Raw genomic sequence first — 14,895 nt, 5'->3', positions numbered from 1 at the left:
ACGTCCGGCGGACCGACGGCCCCGGACCCTGGACCGGTTCGGATCCTGGACCGGTTCGGACCCTAGACCGGTTCCGGGATCCGGACCGGTTCGGGGTTCTCCCCCCTCAGCGGCGAGGGCTCCACCCGCAGGAGCCGCGCCGCCCAGACGGGCAGCCACCAGTTCCAACGGCCCATCATCGCGACCACCGCCGGGACCAGGATGCCGCGGATCAGGGTGGCGTCCAGGAAGATGCCCAGGGCGAGGCCGCTGGCGAACACCTTCACGTCCAGCTCGGGGGTCATGGCCAGCGCGGTGAAGGAGATGAACAGGATCAGCGCCGCCGAGGTGACCAGCCGCCCGGTGCGGCCCACGCCCTCGATCACCGCGTGCTCCGTGCTGCCCGACCTGTCGTACTCCTCGCGCATCCTGGCCAGGATGAACACCTCGTAGTCCATGCTCAGGCCGTACAGGAAGGCGAAGATGGTGAGCGGCACGAACTCGCCGATCGAGCCGGTGGGCTGGATGTCCAGCAGTTCCCTGGTCCCCCAGCCGAACTGCCACAGCACCACCATCGCGCCGATCACCGCGCCCAGCGAGAGCAGGTTCAGGACGATCGCCTTCAACGGCAGCAGCAGCGAGCGGAACGCCCGCGCCAGCATGACGAACGTGACCAGCGCGATCAGGCCGAGCATCCAGGGGAACGCCCCGTAGGTGCGCTCCTGGAAGTCCATGCTCTGCGCCGCGTTGCCGCCGACCCGCGCGCCGGCCGGGGCCGCCTCGCGCACCCGGGTGATGGTCGCCTCGCCCTCCTCGGTGCCGTTCTCCGCGGCCGGGAGCACGGTGACGACGGCGGTGCCGTCGCGGCGCCAGGACGGGCCGTCGGGGGCGAGCACGGCCGACACGCCCTCCACGCCCCGCAGCCTCTCGGCGGTCCGCGCGGGGTCGCCGGTCACCAGGACGTCGAACGGGGTGATCGAGCCGGAGGGCACGCCCGCCTGGCGCAGCGCGGACAGCCCCTCGTGGCCGGGCCCCGAGGTCAGCAGGTTCCTGCTCTCCGGCAGGCCGAGGTTGACGCCCAGGGCGGTCACCGTCAGCGCGACCAGCACCCCGCCGGTGAGCAGGGCGGCGGGCCATCGCAGCCGCACCACGCCGCGCGCCCACGCCGACCAGGCCCGCCCGGCCCGCGCCTCGCGCCGGAAGGGAGGCTCGTCCCGGCCGTCGCGGGCGCGCCTGCGGTCGAGCCGCTGCCCGGTGAGGGCGAGCAGCACCGGCAGCACGGTCAGCGTCGTGGCCACGCTCACCGCCGCGATGATCATCCCGGCGAGGCCGAGGCTGCGCAGGAACGGCACCGGCAGCACCACCATGGTCACCAGGCCGATCGCGACCGCGACGCCGCTGAACAGCACCGCCCGCCCCGCGCCCGCCATGGCCCGGTGCACGGCCTCGTCGCCGCGGTGCCCGCCCGCCTGCTCCTCCCGCCAGCGGGCCACCAGCAGCAGCGAGTAGTCGACCGCGATGCCCAGGCCCAGCAGGGGCATGGTGGTGAGGGCCACGTCGTGCACGGTCGTCACCAGCGTCAGCGCCAGGATCACGATGAACGACACGAAGATGGACAGCACCGCGATGAGGAGCGGTACGAAGGCCAGCGCCGAGCGGAACACCAGCAGCAGGACGAGCACCGCGGCGATCACCCCGATGCCGATCTTGGCGGGGACGTCCACGCCGCCCGCGTCCACGCTCGGCGCGAGGGTGTCCAGCCCCGTGACGTGGACGCTCGCGCCCGGCGGCAGCGCCGGGGTCATCGCCTCGACGATGACCGGGCTCTCGTCCGGCGTCTCGCCGAGGCCGCCGCCCGGCGGGCTGCCGTCGGAGTAGGTGCCGGGGAAGACCAGCCCGAACGTGGTCCGGCCGTCGGCGCCGACCAGTCGGGGGTCGCCGGTGCTCGCGTACGAGACCACACGGGCCTCGGGAAGCCTGGCGGAGACGGCGGCGAAGGCGCGGCCGAGGGTCTCCCTCCGCTCGTCGGCGCGCATTCCCTCGGGGAGCACGACCACCGGGACGAACGGCCGCTGGTAGCCGCCGTTCCCGTAAATTCTGACAATTTCCTGATTGGCCTCGAAAGCGGGCATTCCCGGATGTGAGTATTCCTCGGAGAGCCGCTGAATCGCGATCGGCGTCGCGCCCATACCCACCAGGAATCCCAGCACGGCCAGCAGGGCGACCAGCCCTTTGCGTCGCAGTACGAAAACCGAGATTCTCTCCATGCCACCCAGTGCAACAAAACGATCTTCGATGCCCGTGTGCCCGTCCTTAGAGCGGCATGTGAATCGCTCTTCACAGAGTTTTCTATGGTCTTTCCAAGATCTTCTGGGTGAGACTTGTCAGGTGAGCCGCATACTGGTCGTAGATGACGAGCCATATCTCGCCGATCTGGTCGCAACCGCCCTTCGCTACGAGGGGTTCGAGACGGCGATCGCCGGAACCGGTGCCGCGGCGGTGTCGCTGGCCGAGACCTTCGATCCCGACCTGATCGTCCTGGACGTGATGTTGCCCGACGTGCTCGGCACGGAGGTCTGTCACCGGATCAGGATGACGGGTTCGCAGGTGCCGGTGGTCTTCCTCACCGCGCTCGACGCCACCGAGGACAAGATCGGCGGACTGACCGTGGGGGGTGACGACTACGTCACCAAGCCGTTCAGCCTGGAGGAGCTGATCGCCAGGATCCGCGCCGTGCTGCGCCGCACCCAGCGGGCCGGCGCCGAGGGCGGCAGGGTGACCTTCGCCGACCTGGTCATCGAGGAGGACGCCCACGAGGTGTGGCGCGACGGCCGCCGCGTCGACCTCACCCCGACGGAGTTCAAGCTGCTGCGCTTCCTGGTGGCCAACGCGGGCAAGGTCGTCTCCAAGAGGCAGATCCTGGACCACGTGTGGGAGTACGACTTCGGCGGCAACGACGGGGTGGTGCAGACCTACATCAGCTACCTGCGCCGCAAGGTCGACGCCTCACACCCGCCGCTCATCCACACCGTGCCCAGGGTGGGATACGTCGTGCGCCTGCCCAGGGAGGACTGATGTCGCTGCGGACCCGCCTCGTGCTGACCGTCGTGGGCCTGGTCGCCCTGGCTCTCGGGACGGCGGCGGGGGCGACGTTCGGCGCGCTGCAGGACTGGCGCGGCCACAACAGCGCGCGGCTGCTCGCCCTGACCACCCCCGAGGCGCTGGTGGCCGCCTCCGACGAGCTGACCGAACGCGTCGCCCTGGTGATGATCGGCTCCTCGGTGTTCGCGCTCGCCTGCCTGACCCTGCTCGCCACCCACCTGATCCGGCGGGGACTGCGCCCGCTGGACCGCATCGTCGAGACCGCGGCGGCCATCGGCGACGGCAACCTGGAGCGCCGCATCGAGGCGGCGCCGGCCGCCGGGGAGGTGGGCCGTCTGGGCCACGCGCTCAACCAGATGCTCGCCCAGATCGAGGAGGCGTTCCGCGAACGGGAGGCGTCGGAGGACCGGCTGCGCCGTTTCGTCGCCGACGCCTCCCACGAGCTGCGCACCCCGATCGCCTCCATCCGCGGCTACGCCGAGCTGTTCAGGCGCGGCGCGGCCACCCGGCCGGAGGACCTGGCCAAGGCCATGCGCAGGATCGAGGCCGAGGCCACCCGGATGGGCTCCCTGGTCGACGAGATGCTGCTGCTGGCCCGCCTCGACCAGGGCCGTCCCCTGGAGCGCTCCCCGGTGGAGCTGACCTCGCTCGCCGCCGACGCGGTGGCCGACACCCTGGCCATCGAGCCGCTCAGGCCGCTGTCGCTGGAGTGCGAGGGACCCGTCGAGGTGCCCGGCGACGCCGCCAGGATCCGCCAGATCGTCGGCAACCTGCTGGCCAACGTGCTCAGCCACACCCCCGAGGGGACCCCGGCGGTCGTCAGGATCCGGGTGGACGACGAGCACGCCGTGGTCGAGGTGGCCGACGAGGGACCCGGTCTCACCGAGGAGCAGGGCGCCCTGGTCTTCGAGCGTTTCCACCGGGCCGGTCATCCCCGCGACGGCACCCGCCAGGGGGGCGCGGGCCTCGGGCTGTCCATCGTCGCCGCGGTCGCCGCCGCGCACGGCGGCGACGCCACGGTGACCTCACGCCCCGGCGCCGGCGCCACCTTCCGCGTACGGTTCCCGCTCGGCACGGGCGGCCCCGGTCCCGGTCCGGGACGTGACGATCTCAGCTCAGCAGGTGGCGCAGCGCGGCGGTGACGACGGCCGCCGCCGCGAGGACGACCAGGAACGGGGCGCGCAGCAGCAGTGCCACGACGGCGGCGCCCATCCCCGCGGTGCGCGGCCAGTCGAGGTGCAGAGCCTGCCCGTCGCCGAAGGTCTGCACCGCGATCAGCGCCGCCAGCAGGGCCACCGGGACCAGTGTCGCGAAGCGCTGCACCCCGGGGTGGTCGAGGATCCGGCGCGGGGCCGACAGCCCGGCGAGCTTCAGCGCGTAACAGGCGGCGCAGGTGGCGACGACGGCCCACCAGACGGTCACTTGGGCCTCCTCAGGATCACCGCGAGCACGGCCACGGACGCGAGCAGCACGGGCACGCCCGGCGGGGTGAACGGGGTGGCGGCCAGCGCGACCGCCGCGCCGCAGCCCGCGATCAGGCGCAGCGCGCGGGCCTCGGCGCCGCTCCCGGTGAGCCGGGGCCACAGGATGGCCAGGAACGTCGCGGGACCGACCGCGTCCAGGCCGAACACCGCGGGGTCGGCCACCCAGGAGGTGCCCAGCGCGCCGACCAGGGTGGTGGCGTTCCAGGTCAGATAGAGGCTGACGAAGGTGAACAGGAACGCCGTCCTGGCCGACTCCTCGTCCGGCTGGGCCAGGGCGACCGCCGTCGTCTCGTCGATCACCCCCTGGGCCGCCAGCGGCCGGCGCCAGCCCCGGATGTCGAGCACCCCGGCCATGCGGAGGCCGTACAGGCTGTTGCGGGCGCCCAGCAGCATCGCGCCGGCCGTGCCCGCGACCAGGTTGCCGCCGCCCGCGACGACGCCGACCAGGGCGAACTGCGAGGCGCCGGTGAAGGCGAACAGGCTCAGCACGCACGCCTGCGCCACGCTGAGCCCCGCGGTGACGGCCGCGGCGCCGAAGGCCACCCCCGCCAGGCCGACGGCGATCCCCACGCCCAGTCCGTCCCTGATCGCGGAGGAACGAGTGGTTGTTTCCATGGCAGGTGAGCCTATGTCCGGTATCAACCGCCGGTCTTGTACGTTCCTGCGCGCTGGTACGCGGCCGGCGGCACGCCCACCGTCCGGGTGAAATGCCTGCTCAGGTGGGCCTGGTCGGTGAACCCCACATCCCCGGCGACCTGCGCGGGAGGTGTGCCGGACTGGAGCAGCCGCCGGGCCCGGATGATCCGCAGCGTGTTCAGGTAGGCGTGCGGGGGAAGCCCGGTGGCCGCCTTGAAGGCCCGGATCAGGGTGAAGGGCCTCGCGTCCACCGCCCGCGCCAGGTCCTCGATCGTGGGCGGGTCGACGAGCCGCTCGTGCAGGATCTCCCGGGCACGCCGCACCGCCGGGTCGTCGTCCCGGCGAGGCGCGTCCGCGGGGCGGCGGGCGGCGTGCCGGCTGAGCAGGGCGGCGAAGGCCGTGCGGGCCAGCGTCGAGGAGGCGAGGTCGTCGCCTCCCTCCGCGGCGTCGTGCGCGGCCCGCAGCAGCGCGACGGTGGGCCGGTGGTAGGTGACGGTCTCGGGGAAGCAGGGCGTGCCGTGCCCGGCCATCAGCTCGGCGGCGATCCCGGAGACGAACTCGACCGAGGGGTACAGCACCCGGTAGGACCACCCGCCCGGAACGCCCGCGTAGCCGTCGTGCGCCTCCTCGGGGTTGAGCGTGCTGAGGCTACCCGGTCCCGCGCGGTGCAGGGTGCCCCGGTAGGCGAACTCCTCCACCCCCGACAGGACCATCGCGATCGCGTAGCCCTCGTGCGCGTGCGGCGGGAAGCGGTGGGTCACGTATCTGGCCTTGAGAAGATCCACCCCCGGCAGGGCCGGGGTACGCCAGAAACGCGCCCTCTCCAGGCCGCTCACGGCCGGAAGGTCCTGGTGAACACGTCGAAGAACGAGCGGTCCCACCTGGACGCCGGGCTCTCCCAGTAGATCGCGTACGGCTTGTCGGCGAGGGTGCGGAAGCCCCGGTCCAGGACGCGGGTGCGGACCCCGTTCTTGAGGTAGGTGAACTCCCAGTCGGCGGCCGGCACCCCCCGGTACACCAGCGCGGTGATGCCGATCCGCCGGTAGCCGGGCCAGACGTTGTCGGCCGTCCCGGCCTTCTCCACCTTCTGCCAGTGCCTGACCGGGTTCTTCTCCGGGTCGTCGGTCGACTCGATCCACAGGAAGGCGCTCGCGCCGGGGGCGCGGAACTCCACCCTGTCACGGCCGGCGAACCGCTTGACCCGCCAGTTCCCGGGCACCGCGACGGAGAAGCCCATCGGGTCGCGGTGCAGCCGCCAGCCCGCGGGGACGGTCCTGGCCGGGCGCGGCGTCACCGTCGGGGTCGGCTCCGGGGCGGGGGTCGTCTCCGGCGCGGTGGGGGTGGGGCCGGTGATCGGGCCCGTGGCCTCGGCCCGGCCGTCACCGGTGTCCACCGTGGTGTCCATCTCCTTGAGGAACAGCCACCCGCCGACCCCGATCGCCACCGCGAGCGCGGGCACCCCGGCCAGGAGCGCCAGCCGCCCCGCCCTCGCCCGCCGCGCGGGCTCGGCCCCTGTTTCCGTAGGCTGCTCCCGCCCCGGCCGGGAACCGGGAGGCGGGGGCTCGTAACCGTAGGGCTGTTGCCCGGGATGCGGGTACGGGAACTGTTCGTGGCGCGGAGGCTGCTCGGGGTGCGCGTACGGCTCGGGGCGCGTGTACGGAGGCTGCTCGGGGTGCGCGTACGGCTCGGAGGGCGCGTACGGGGACTGCTCGGGCCGGGTGCGCGAGGCCGGGGGGCGGGACCCCTCGGGCTGGGTGTGCCCGGCCGCGTACGGCGGCTGCCCCGGGTGCGTGGGCGCGGCCGGGTGCGGCGGTCGTCCCGGACCGCCAGGGAAGTCCCCGTACTCCCCGTACCCCTGCCGCCACGCGCCCCGCGCCGGGTCCTGACGCGGTGGCGGGTCGGCGCGCGGCGGGTCGGTGTGGAACCCGGAGGAGGCGTACGCCTGCTGCCCGGGATACGCCTGCTGCCCGGGATGCGCCGCCCGCCCGGAGACCGGCCCGGCGGAGGGGGAGGGGGAGGGGGAGGGGGAGGGGGAGGAGGCGCGGCCGAGCAGGGCCTCGACCTGGTCGGGGACCATCCGGGCGGCGGGGTCCCTGGCCATCAGGCCGAGGATCGCCGTCGGCAGCGGCCCGGAATGGGCCATGGGGCTGGGCTCGCCGTGCAGGACGGCCATCATGGTGGCGGCGGCCGTGGCCCGCTCGAACGGAGGCCGGCCCTCCAGCGCCGCGTACAGCGTCGCGCCGAGCGACCACAGGTCCGACTCGGGGGTGGCGGGCAGCCCGTGCAGCCGCTCGGGCGGCAGGAACGCCGGGGTGCCGACCATCGCGCCCGTACGGGTGATGCCGGTCTCCTGCGTCATGGAGGCGATGCCGAAGTCGGTCAGCACCACCCGGCCGTCGTCGGCCAGCAGCACGTTCTCCGGCTTGACGTCGCGGTGCAGCACCCCCGCGGCGTGCGCGGCCCGCAGCGCGCCCAGCACGTGCAGCCCCACCGAGGCGACCCGCTCGGGAGGGAGCGGCCCGCCCGAGCGGACGATCTCCCCCAGCGACCGGGACCGGACCAGCTGCATGACGATCCAGGGCCGCCCGTCCTCCTCGACCACGTCGTGCACGATGACCACGGAGGGGTGGTCGAGGCGCCCGGCGGTCCTGGCCTCGCGGATGGTGCGCCGGTTCAGGTCGGTGCGCGCGGCCTCGTCGACCCCCCGGTAACGGACCTCCTTGACGGCCACCACCCGGTCGAGGAGCTCGTCGTGGGCGCGCCAGACGATGCCCATGCCGCCCTCGCCGATGTGTTCGAGCAGCCGGTAGCGGCCCGCCACCTTTCTCTCCGCCATCCCCGCCCTCCCAAGCTCACCGACCGCGGGCGGTAGGGCTCCCGCTCACTTCTTCGAGGAGAAGGTCGCGGTGAACCCCTCGAAGAGGTGCATGTTCTTCTTCCAGTCCTTGGCCAGGGTATGCCAGTAAATCGCATACCCCCGGCCGCCCTTGGTGACGAATCCCCGGTTGATCACGCGGGCCTTGCCCGAGCTGGTGTTCCAGGTGAACTCCCAGTCGGCGGCCTTCACCATGTACTTGACGTTCGCGATCCGGATCCGGTCGTAGCCGTTGAACCGGCTTCGCACGGACGGTTCGTAGTCGAGCCAGTCCTGCTTGGGATCGGGGCCCGCCTTGTCGACGTACTCGACCATCACGTAGCTCACCCGGTCGGGCCCGCGGAACCACACCTGCTGTCCCGGCCGCCGATCCACGCCCCACCCCTTGGGCAGGCCGATCGAGAAGCCGTTGCCGTCCTTGTGCATCTTCCAGCCGGAGGGAAGGGGGGACTTCTCCTCCGTCTTGGTGGGGCTCGGGCTGGACGAGGGGGACGCCGAGGGCGACCCCGACGGGGACGCGGAGGCGGACGGCGGCGACGTCTCCGGGTCCGGCGAGCCCTCCGGTGCCGTCTCGGTGGTGCCGCTCGGGGCGTTCGACGCGCTGGACGCGCCCGGATCGCCCGGCCCGGCCTGCGGGGTCTCGTCGCCGTCGCCGCTGCGCAGGCCGAGCCAGCCGGCGATCCCGCCGACGACGAGCAGCGCGGGCAGGAGCACCATCAGCCCCCGCCTCACCGGGGAGCCGCCCGACCTTCGCGAGGCGAGCGTGTCGTGGTTCCCGGCGTAGGCGGGCGAGGGCTCCTCCCACGGAGCGGGCTCGGCCCTGGAGGCGGAGACGGGCTCCGCGGCGGGCTCGGGCCTCGGCGCGGGCTCGCGCCCCACGGGCGGGAAGGGGTTGGGGCGCGCGGCGGGCTTCTGCCGCGCGGCTTCCGGCTCGCCGGCCGGCGGGGCGTCCTCGCGGCTCGCCCGGGGCGCGGGCTTCCTCCCGGCCGCGGAGCCGGAAGCCGCCGCGCCGGGGGACGCGGAGGGCGCCGTGCCCGGCTTCGCCTCGCGGGCCGGTGCGACGCCGGCGGCGGGTTCGGGCTTCGGGTCGGCGGCGGGCCTCGGCTTGGGGGCGAACCTGGGCAGGACGGGGGACGCCGGGGACGCCGCCGCAGCCCCGGCCCTGGGACCGGGTTCCGGGGTGGGCTCGGGCTTCGAGTCGGCGGCGGGCCTCGGCTTGGGGGCGAACCTGGACAGGACCGGCGGTGCGGCCTCGGCGGGGGTCGCCGGGGGGACGGGCGCGCCCTTGCCGGCGGGACGGCCGGCCTTCGAACCCGCTCCCGCCTCGGAGCCCGGTGAACCCGCTCCGGCATCCGAGACGGGGGAGCCGGCCGCGGCTGCGGCTGCGGCTTTGGAAGCCTGGCCGCCCTTCGCGCCGGGTGCGTCCTTCGCCGGTGCCGGCCCGGCCTTCTCCACGGAACCGGCGGCCGCGGAACCGGCCGCCGCGGGGGCGGACTCCTGCCGTGCGTTCGCGGCGGGCGCCTTCGCGGCGGCCTTCCGCTGCTCCTCGCGGCGCGCGGGCGGGGGAGGGGCGTCCTTCTTGGCGCCCGGGCGCGCGGCGTCCAACTTCGCGCCCGTCTCGGGGACGGCGCCGGGCCGGGGACCGATCCCGGGGTCGGTCTCGTCCCCCGGGTTCACGGCCGGCATGACGGCGGTCCTGGCGGGCCGGTCCCGGTCGCCCTCGGCCACCCTGCGCAGCAGCCGCTCGGCCTCCTTGTAGGGCATGCGCAGCGCGGGATCCTTGCGGAGCAGCCCCTCGAGGACCGGGGCCAGCGGCCCGGCGTGGAGCGGGGGCTCGGGCTCGTCGTTCAGGATGGCGTGCATGGTCGGCAGCGCCCCGCCCCGGTCGTGCGGGGGCTTGCCCTCGACGGCGGCGTACAGGGTCGCGCCGAGCGACCACAGGTCGGACTCGCGCTGCGCGCTGCCGCCCTTGATGCGTTCCGGCGGGATGAACGCGGGGGTGCCCGCGATGCCGGTCATGGTCAGCGCGGTCTCGGCCTCGAGGGTCGCGATGCCGAAGTCGGTCAGCACCACCCGGCCGTCGTCCGCCAGCAGCACGTTCTCCGGCTTGACGTCGCGGTGCAGCACTCCCTGGGCGTGGGCGGCGCGCAGCGCCTCCAGCAGCTTGAGGCCGATCTCCGCGACCCGCTGCGGCGGCAGCGGCCCGTCCTGGCGCAGCACCTTGCCGAGGGAGCGCGACTCCACCAGCTGCATGACGATCCAGGGACGCCCGTCCTCCTCGACGACGTCGTGGACGACCACCACGTTCGGGTGCGTCAGGCGCCCGGCGGCACGCGCCTCGCGCTTGGTGCGCCGGTTGAAGTCCTCCTGGTTGTCCTCGCCGAGCATGTCGGCGTAACGGACCTCCTTGATCGCGACCTCGCGGTCGAGGAGCTCGTCATGGGCCCGCCACACGATGCCCATGCCACCCCGGCCGATGGCTTCGAGCAGCTGGTAGCGGGAGGCGACACGGCGCCCCTCGGGCTGTGCTTCGGCCATCAACCGGCTTACCTCCTTCTGAACCCCCGAATACTCTCATAGCCCGGTAAAGTGATCGACTCACCCGCCGCAGAAAAGTCCACATCCTGAGATCTGATGTCCAGTACGTGGCGGATGCCGGGAAAATGATCGAGGGTTGGCCGCGTGACCTGCCACTTTACGTTCAACGGGCCGGGTCAGGAGGGCTGATCGTGACAGTGTCGAACCAGTGTCGAACCAGTGACCGGCCGGAGCCGGAACGGGTCGTCGAGGCCGTCGTGGGTCACAGGGCGCCCGGCAGGAGGTCGAGCCGGCGACGGGCGGTGGCGGCGAGGCGGGTCAGCCGGGCGGTCTCCTCGGCCAGGACCGTGCGGCCCTCTCCCCTGAGGCCGTAGTAGCGCCGGTGGCGGCCGCCGACGACCTCCTCCTTGACCATGCCGATCAGGCCCTCTCCCGACAGGCGCTCCAGGGCGCCGTAGAGGGTGCCCGCGCCGAGCCGCACGCGGTCCTCCGACAGCTCGCGCACCGTCTTGATCACGCCGTATCCGTGCAGCGGGCCTTCGGACAGGGCCAGCAGGATCAGGTAGCTCTGCTCGCGTAGCGCCATGATCGACATATATCGTTACCCGTACTATGGGTCAAGGGTAGGCCTCGCGCCGGGAGTGGTCCGTGGCGCCGCCGGGGGGAGAGGCGACCCGGAGCGCATGAGTCACTTTCGAAACTCAGATTTGGATACGCTTTCCCCGCCGACGGTGCGACTAGGGGGAGGACGGGGCCGCATGTCAGACTCGTTTGTGCATCTGCACGTTCACACGGAATACTCCATGCTGGATGGAGCCGCCCGTTTGAAGCAGATGTTCAAACAGGTCGGTGACCTGGGCATGCCGGCCATCGCGATCACCGACCACGGCAACATGCACGGCGCCTACGACTTCTACAAGCAGGCGACCGGTGCCGGGATCAAGCCGATCATCGGCATCGAGGCCTACGTCGCACCCGCCTCCCGGCACCAGAAGAAGCCGGTGCTGTGGGGCGAGCCGCACCAGAGGCGCGACGACGTCTCGGCGGGTGGCTACTACACCCACATGACCATCTGGGCGAAGAACGCCACGGGCCTGGGCAACCTGATGAAGCTCTCCTCGCGCGCCTACACCGAGGGCTTCGTCCGCAAGTGGGCCCGGATGGACGCCGAGATCCTCGCCGAGCACTCCGAGGGCCTGATGGCCACCACCGGCTGCCCGTCGGGCGAGGTGCAGACCCGCCTGCGCCTGGGCCAGTACGACGAGGCGGTCGCGGCGGCGGCCAGGTTCCAGGACCTGTTCGGCAAGGACAACTACTACCTGGAGATCATGGACCACGGGCTCGACATCGAGCGCCGGGTCCGCGACGGCCTGACCCGCATCTCGCGCGAGCTGGACATCCCGCCGCTGGTCACCAACGACTCCCACTACACCTACGAGTCGGACGCGACCTCGCACGACGCGCTCCTGTGCATCCAGACCGGCAAGCAGCTGTCCGACCCCGACCGCTTCCGCTTCGACGGCAGCGGTTACTACATCAAGAACGCCGACGAGATGCGCGCCGTCGACTCCTCGGACCTGTGGGCCGAGGGCTGCCGCAACACGCTGCTGGTCGCCGAGAAGGTCGACCCGACCGGCATGTTCGGCTTCAAGAACCTGATGCCCACCTTCCCGATCCCCGAGGGGGACACCGAGGAGAGCTGGTTCCGGAAGGAGATCTGGCGGGGCATGGAGCGGCGCTTCCCCGAGGGCGTCGACGAGGAGCACCGCGCCCAGATCGAGTTCGAGATGAACGTCATCCTGCAGATGGGGTTCCCCTCCTACTTCCTCGTGGTCGCCGACTTCATCATGTGGGCCAAGAACAACGGCATCCGGGTCGGACCGGGCCGTGGTTCGGCGGCGGGCTCGCTGGCCGCGTACGCGCTGGGCATCACCGACCTCGACCCGCTGCCGCACGGCCTGATCTTCGAGCGGTTCCTCAACCCCGACCGCGTCTCCATGCCCGACGTCGACATCGACTTCGACGAGCGCCGGCGCGGCGACGTGATCCGCTACGTGACCGAGAAGTACGGCGCCGACAAGGTCGCGATGATCGCCACCTTCGGCACCATCAAGGCGAAGGCGGCCATCAAGGACGCGGCCCGCGTCCTCGGGCACCCGTACGCGCTGGGCGACAAGGTCTCCAAGGCGTTCCCGCCCGCGGTGATGGGCAAGGACATCCCGCTGTCGGGCATCTTCGACAAGGACCACCCGCGCTACAACGAGGCGGGCGAGCTGCGCAGGCTGTACGAGGAGGACGTCGACGTCAAGTCGGCCATCGACCTCGGCAGGGGCCTGGAGGGCCTGATCCGGCAGACCGGCGTGCACGCCGCCGGCGTGATCATGTCCTCGGAGGTGCTGACCGACTACATCCCGATCATGCGCCGCGACTCCGACGGTGTGATCATCACGCAGTTCGACTATCCGACCTGCGAGACGCTCGGCCTGCTCAAGATGGACTTCCTGGGCCTGCGCAACCTCACGATCATCGACGACTGCCTGAAGGCCATCGAGGTCAACACCGGCACCATGATCGATCTGCTCGACCTGCCCCTCGACGACGTCAAGACCTACGAGCTGCTGTCCCGGGGCGACACGCTCGGCGTGTTCCAGGTCGACGGCGGCGGCATGCGCTCGCTGCTGCGGCTGATGCGTCCCGACAACTTCGAGGACATCTCGGCGGCGCTCGCGCTGTACCGGCCGGGTCCGATGGGCGCCAACTCCCACACCAACTACGCGATGCGCAAGAACGGCCAGCAGGAGATCACCCCGATCCACCCCGAGCTGGAGGAACCGCTCAGGGAGATCCTCGACACGACCTACGGCCTGATCGTCTACCAGGAGCAGGTCATGGCCATCGCGCAGAAGGTCGCCGGGTTCTCGCTCGGCAAGGCCGACCTGCTGCGCCGCGCGATGGGCAAGAAGAAGAAGTCGGAGCTGGACAAGCAGTACGAGTTCTTCGAGCAGGGCATGAAGGACAACGGCTACTCGGCCGCCGCGATCAAGGCCCTGTGGGACATCCTGCTGCCCTTCTCCGACTACGCCTTCAACAAGGCGCACACCGCCGCCTACGGCCTGGTCTGCTACTGGACCGGCTATCTCAAGGCCAACTACCCGGCCGAGTACATGGCCGCCCTGCTGACCTCGGTCAAGGACGACAAGGACAAGTCGGCCCTCTACCTCAACGAGTGCCGCCGCATGGGCATCAAGGTGCTCCCGCCGGACGTCAACGACTCCGACTTCGACTTCACCCCGCGCGGCACCGACGTCCGGTTCGGCCTGTCGGCGATCCGCAACGTCGGCGGCAACGTGGTCGACGGGATCATCGCCGCGCGCAAGGAGAAGACCCGCTTCGCCGACTTCAAGGACTTCCTGCGCAAGGTTCCCATGGTGGTCTGCAACAAGCGGGTCATCGAGTCGCTGGTCAAGGCCGGTGCCTTCGACTCCTTCGGGCACGTGCGCAAGGGCCTGGTGATGATCCACGAGCAGGCCGTCGACAGCATCATCGGGATCAAGAAGAACGAGGCCCAGGGACAGGACTCCCTGTTCGGCGCCGTCGAGGGCGCCGAGGACGAGACCTTCGACGTGCAGATCCCGCTGGGCGAGTGGGACAAGAACACCCTGCTGCAGTTCGAGCGGGAGATGCTCGGCCTGTACGTCTCCGACCACCCGCTCTTCGGCGTGGAGCACATCCTCGCCTCCGGCGCCGACTGCTCGATCGCCTCGCTGCAGGACGAGCACCGTACCGACGGCCAGGTCGTCACCGTCGGCGGCATCCTGAGCGGCCTGCAGCGCAAGGTCACCAAGAAGGGCGACACCTGGGTCCTGACCCAGCTGGAGGACCTGGAGGGCGCGATCGAGGTGATGATCTTCCCGTCCGCGTACCAGCTCTGCGCGACGGTGCTCGCCGAGGACGCGATCGTGTTCGTCAAGGGGCGCCTGGACAAGCGCGAGGACGTCGGGAAGATCATCGCGATGGAGGTGACGGCCCCCGACCTGACCCGCGAGGCCGGTGGCCCGCTGGCCGTCAGCCTCGCCCTGGCCCGCTGCACCCCGCCGGTGGTCGGCCGCCTCAAGGAGGTGCTGACCGCGCACCCCGGCACCACCGAGGTGCACCTGCAGGTCCACAACGGTCCGAAGACCACGATCGTGCGCCTCGACGACCGCCTGCGGGTGTCGCCGTCCCCGGCCCTGATGGGCGACCTGAAGCAGCTCCTCGGCCCCGCCTGCCTCGGGGCCTGAG

Annotated in this window: 10 protein-coding genes; 3 read left to right on the top strand and 7 right to left on the bottom strand. The window is 72.0% G+C overall.

Going from position 1 to position 14,895, the window contains the following annotated elements:
* Window positions 1-62: 62 nt before the first annotated feature.
* Window positions 63-2,246 carry an MMPL family transporter gene (locus AB0F88_RS01945; RefSeq protein ID WP_362676331.1) on the bottom strand — a complete coding sequence of 728 codons (2,184 nt, stop codon included), beginning with the start codon at window positions 2,244-2,246 and terminating at the stop codon, window positions 63-65.
* Window positions 2,247-2,367: 121 nt separating this feature from the next.
* On the opposite strand from AB0F88_RS01945, the gene AB0F88_RS01940 reads away from it, so the two are divergent.
* Both AB0F88_RS01940 and AB0F88_RS01935 read left to right on the top strand, forming a co-directional pair.
* A complete protein-coding gene (locus tag AB0F88_RS01940) occupies window positions 2,368-3,054 on the top strand; it encodes a response regulator transcription factor (RefSeq protein ID WP_362676329.1) in 687 nt (228 codons plus the stop codon).
* The gene (locus AB0F88_RS01935) at window positions 3,054-4,223 is read left to right on the top strand and encodes a HAMP domain-containing sensor histidine kinase (RefSeq protein WP_362676327.1); all 1,170 of its coding nucleotides are present in this window, start codon (window positions 3,054-3,056) and stop codon (window positions 4,221-4,223) included. The genes AB0F88_RS01940 and AB0F88_RS01935 overlap by 1 nt, the downstream gene beginning before the upstream one ends.
* Here AB0F88_RS01935 and AB0F88_RS01930 read toward each other — a convergent pair.
* From AB0F88_RS01930 to AB0F88_RS01905, 6 genes are all read right to left on the bottom strand, one after another.
* Window positions 4,192-4,503: an AzlD domain-containing protein gene (locus AB0F88_RS01930; RefSeq protein WP_362676325.1), complete on the bottom strand. Its 312-nt coding sequence runs from the start codon at window positions 4,501-4,503 to the stop codon at window positions 4,192-4,194. The genes AB0F88_RS01935 and AB0F88_RS01930 overlap by 32 nt on opposite strands.
* Window positions 4,500-5,180: an AzlC family ABC transporter permease gene (locus tag AB0F88_RS01925; RefSeq protein WP_362676323.1), complete on the bottom strand. Its 681-nt coding sequence runs from the start codon at window positions 5,178-5,180 to the stop codon at window positions 4,500-4,502. Before AB0F88_RS01925 ends, AB0F88_RS01930 begins: the two co-directional genes overlap by 4 nt.
* A gap of 23 nt (window positions 5,181-5,203) precedes the next feature.
* Window positions 5,204-6,037, bottom strand: a complete 834-nt coding sequence (locus AB0F88_RS01920; RefSeq protein WP_362676321.1) for an AraC family transcriptional regulator — start codon at window positions 6,035-6,037, stop codon at window positions 5,204-5,206.
* The gene (locus AB0F88_RS01915; protein WP_362676319.1) at window positions 6,034-8,037 is read right to left on the bottom strand and encodes a protein kinase; all 2,004 of its coding nucleotides are present in this window, start codon (window positions 8,035-8,037) and stop codon (window positions 6,034-6,036) included. The genes AB0F88_RS01920 and AB0F88_RS01915 overlap by 4 nt, the downstream gene beginning before the upstream one ends.
* 45 nt (window positions 8,038-8,082) lie before the next feature.
* Window positions 8,083-10,614 (bottom strand): protein kinase, encoded by a 2,532-nt coding sequence (locus tag AB0F88_RS01910; RefSeq protein ID WP_362676317.1) that lies wholly within the window; start codon window positions 10,612-10,614, stop codon window positions 8,083-8,085.
* 262 nt (window positions 10,615-10,876) lie between these two features.
* Window positions 10,877-11,209, bottom strand: a complete 333-nt coding sequence (locus AB0F88_RS01905; RefSeq protein ID WP_362676315.1) for a helix-turn-helix transcriptional regulator — start codon at window positions 11,207-11,209, stop codon at window positions 10,877-10,879.
* Window positions 11,210-11,372: 163 nt separating this feature from the next.
* Between AB0F88_RS01905 and dnaE the strand changes: the two genes are divergently transcribed.
* Window positions 11,373-14,894 carry a DNA polymerase III subunit alpha gene (dnaE, locus tag AB0F88_RS01900; protein ID WP_362676313.1) on the top strand — a complete coding sequence of 1,174 codons (3,522 nt, stop codon included), beginning with the start codon at window positions 11,373-11,375 and terminating at the stop codon, window positions 14,892-14,894.
* The last annotated feature ends 1 nt before the right edge of the window (window position 14,895 follow it).

This window comes from Streptosporangium sp. NPDC023963, assembly GCF_040639135.1.
Lineage (GTDB): Bacteria > Actinomycetota > Actinomycetes > Streptosporangiales > Streptosporangiaceae > Streptosporangium.
This window is presented reverse-complemented; position numbering and strand designations above follow the sequence as displayed.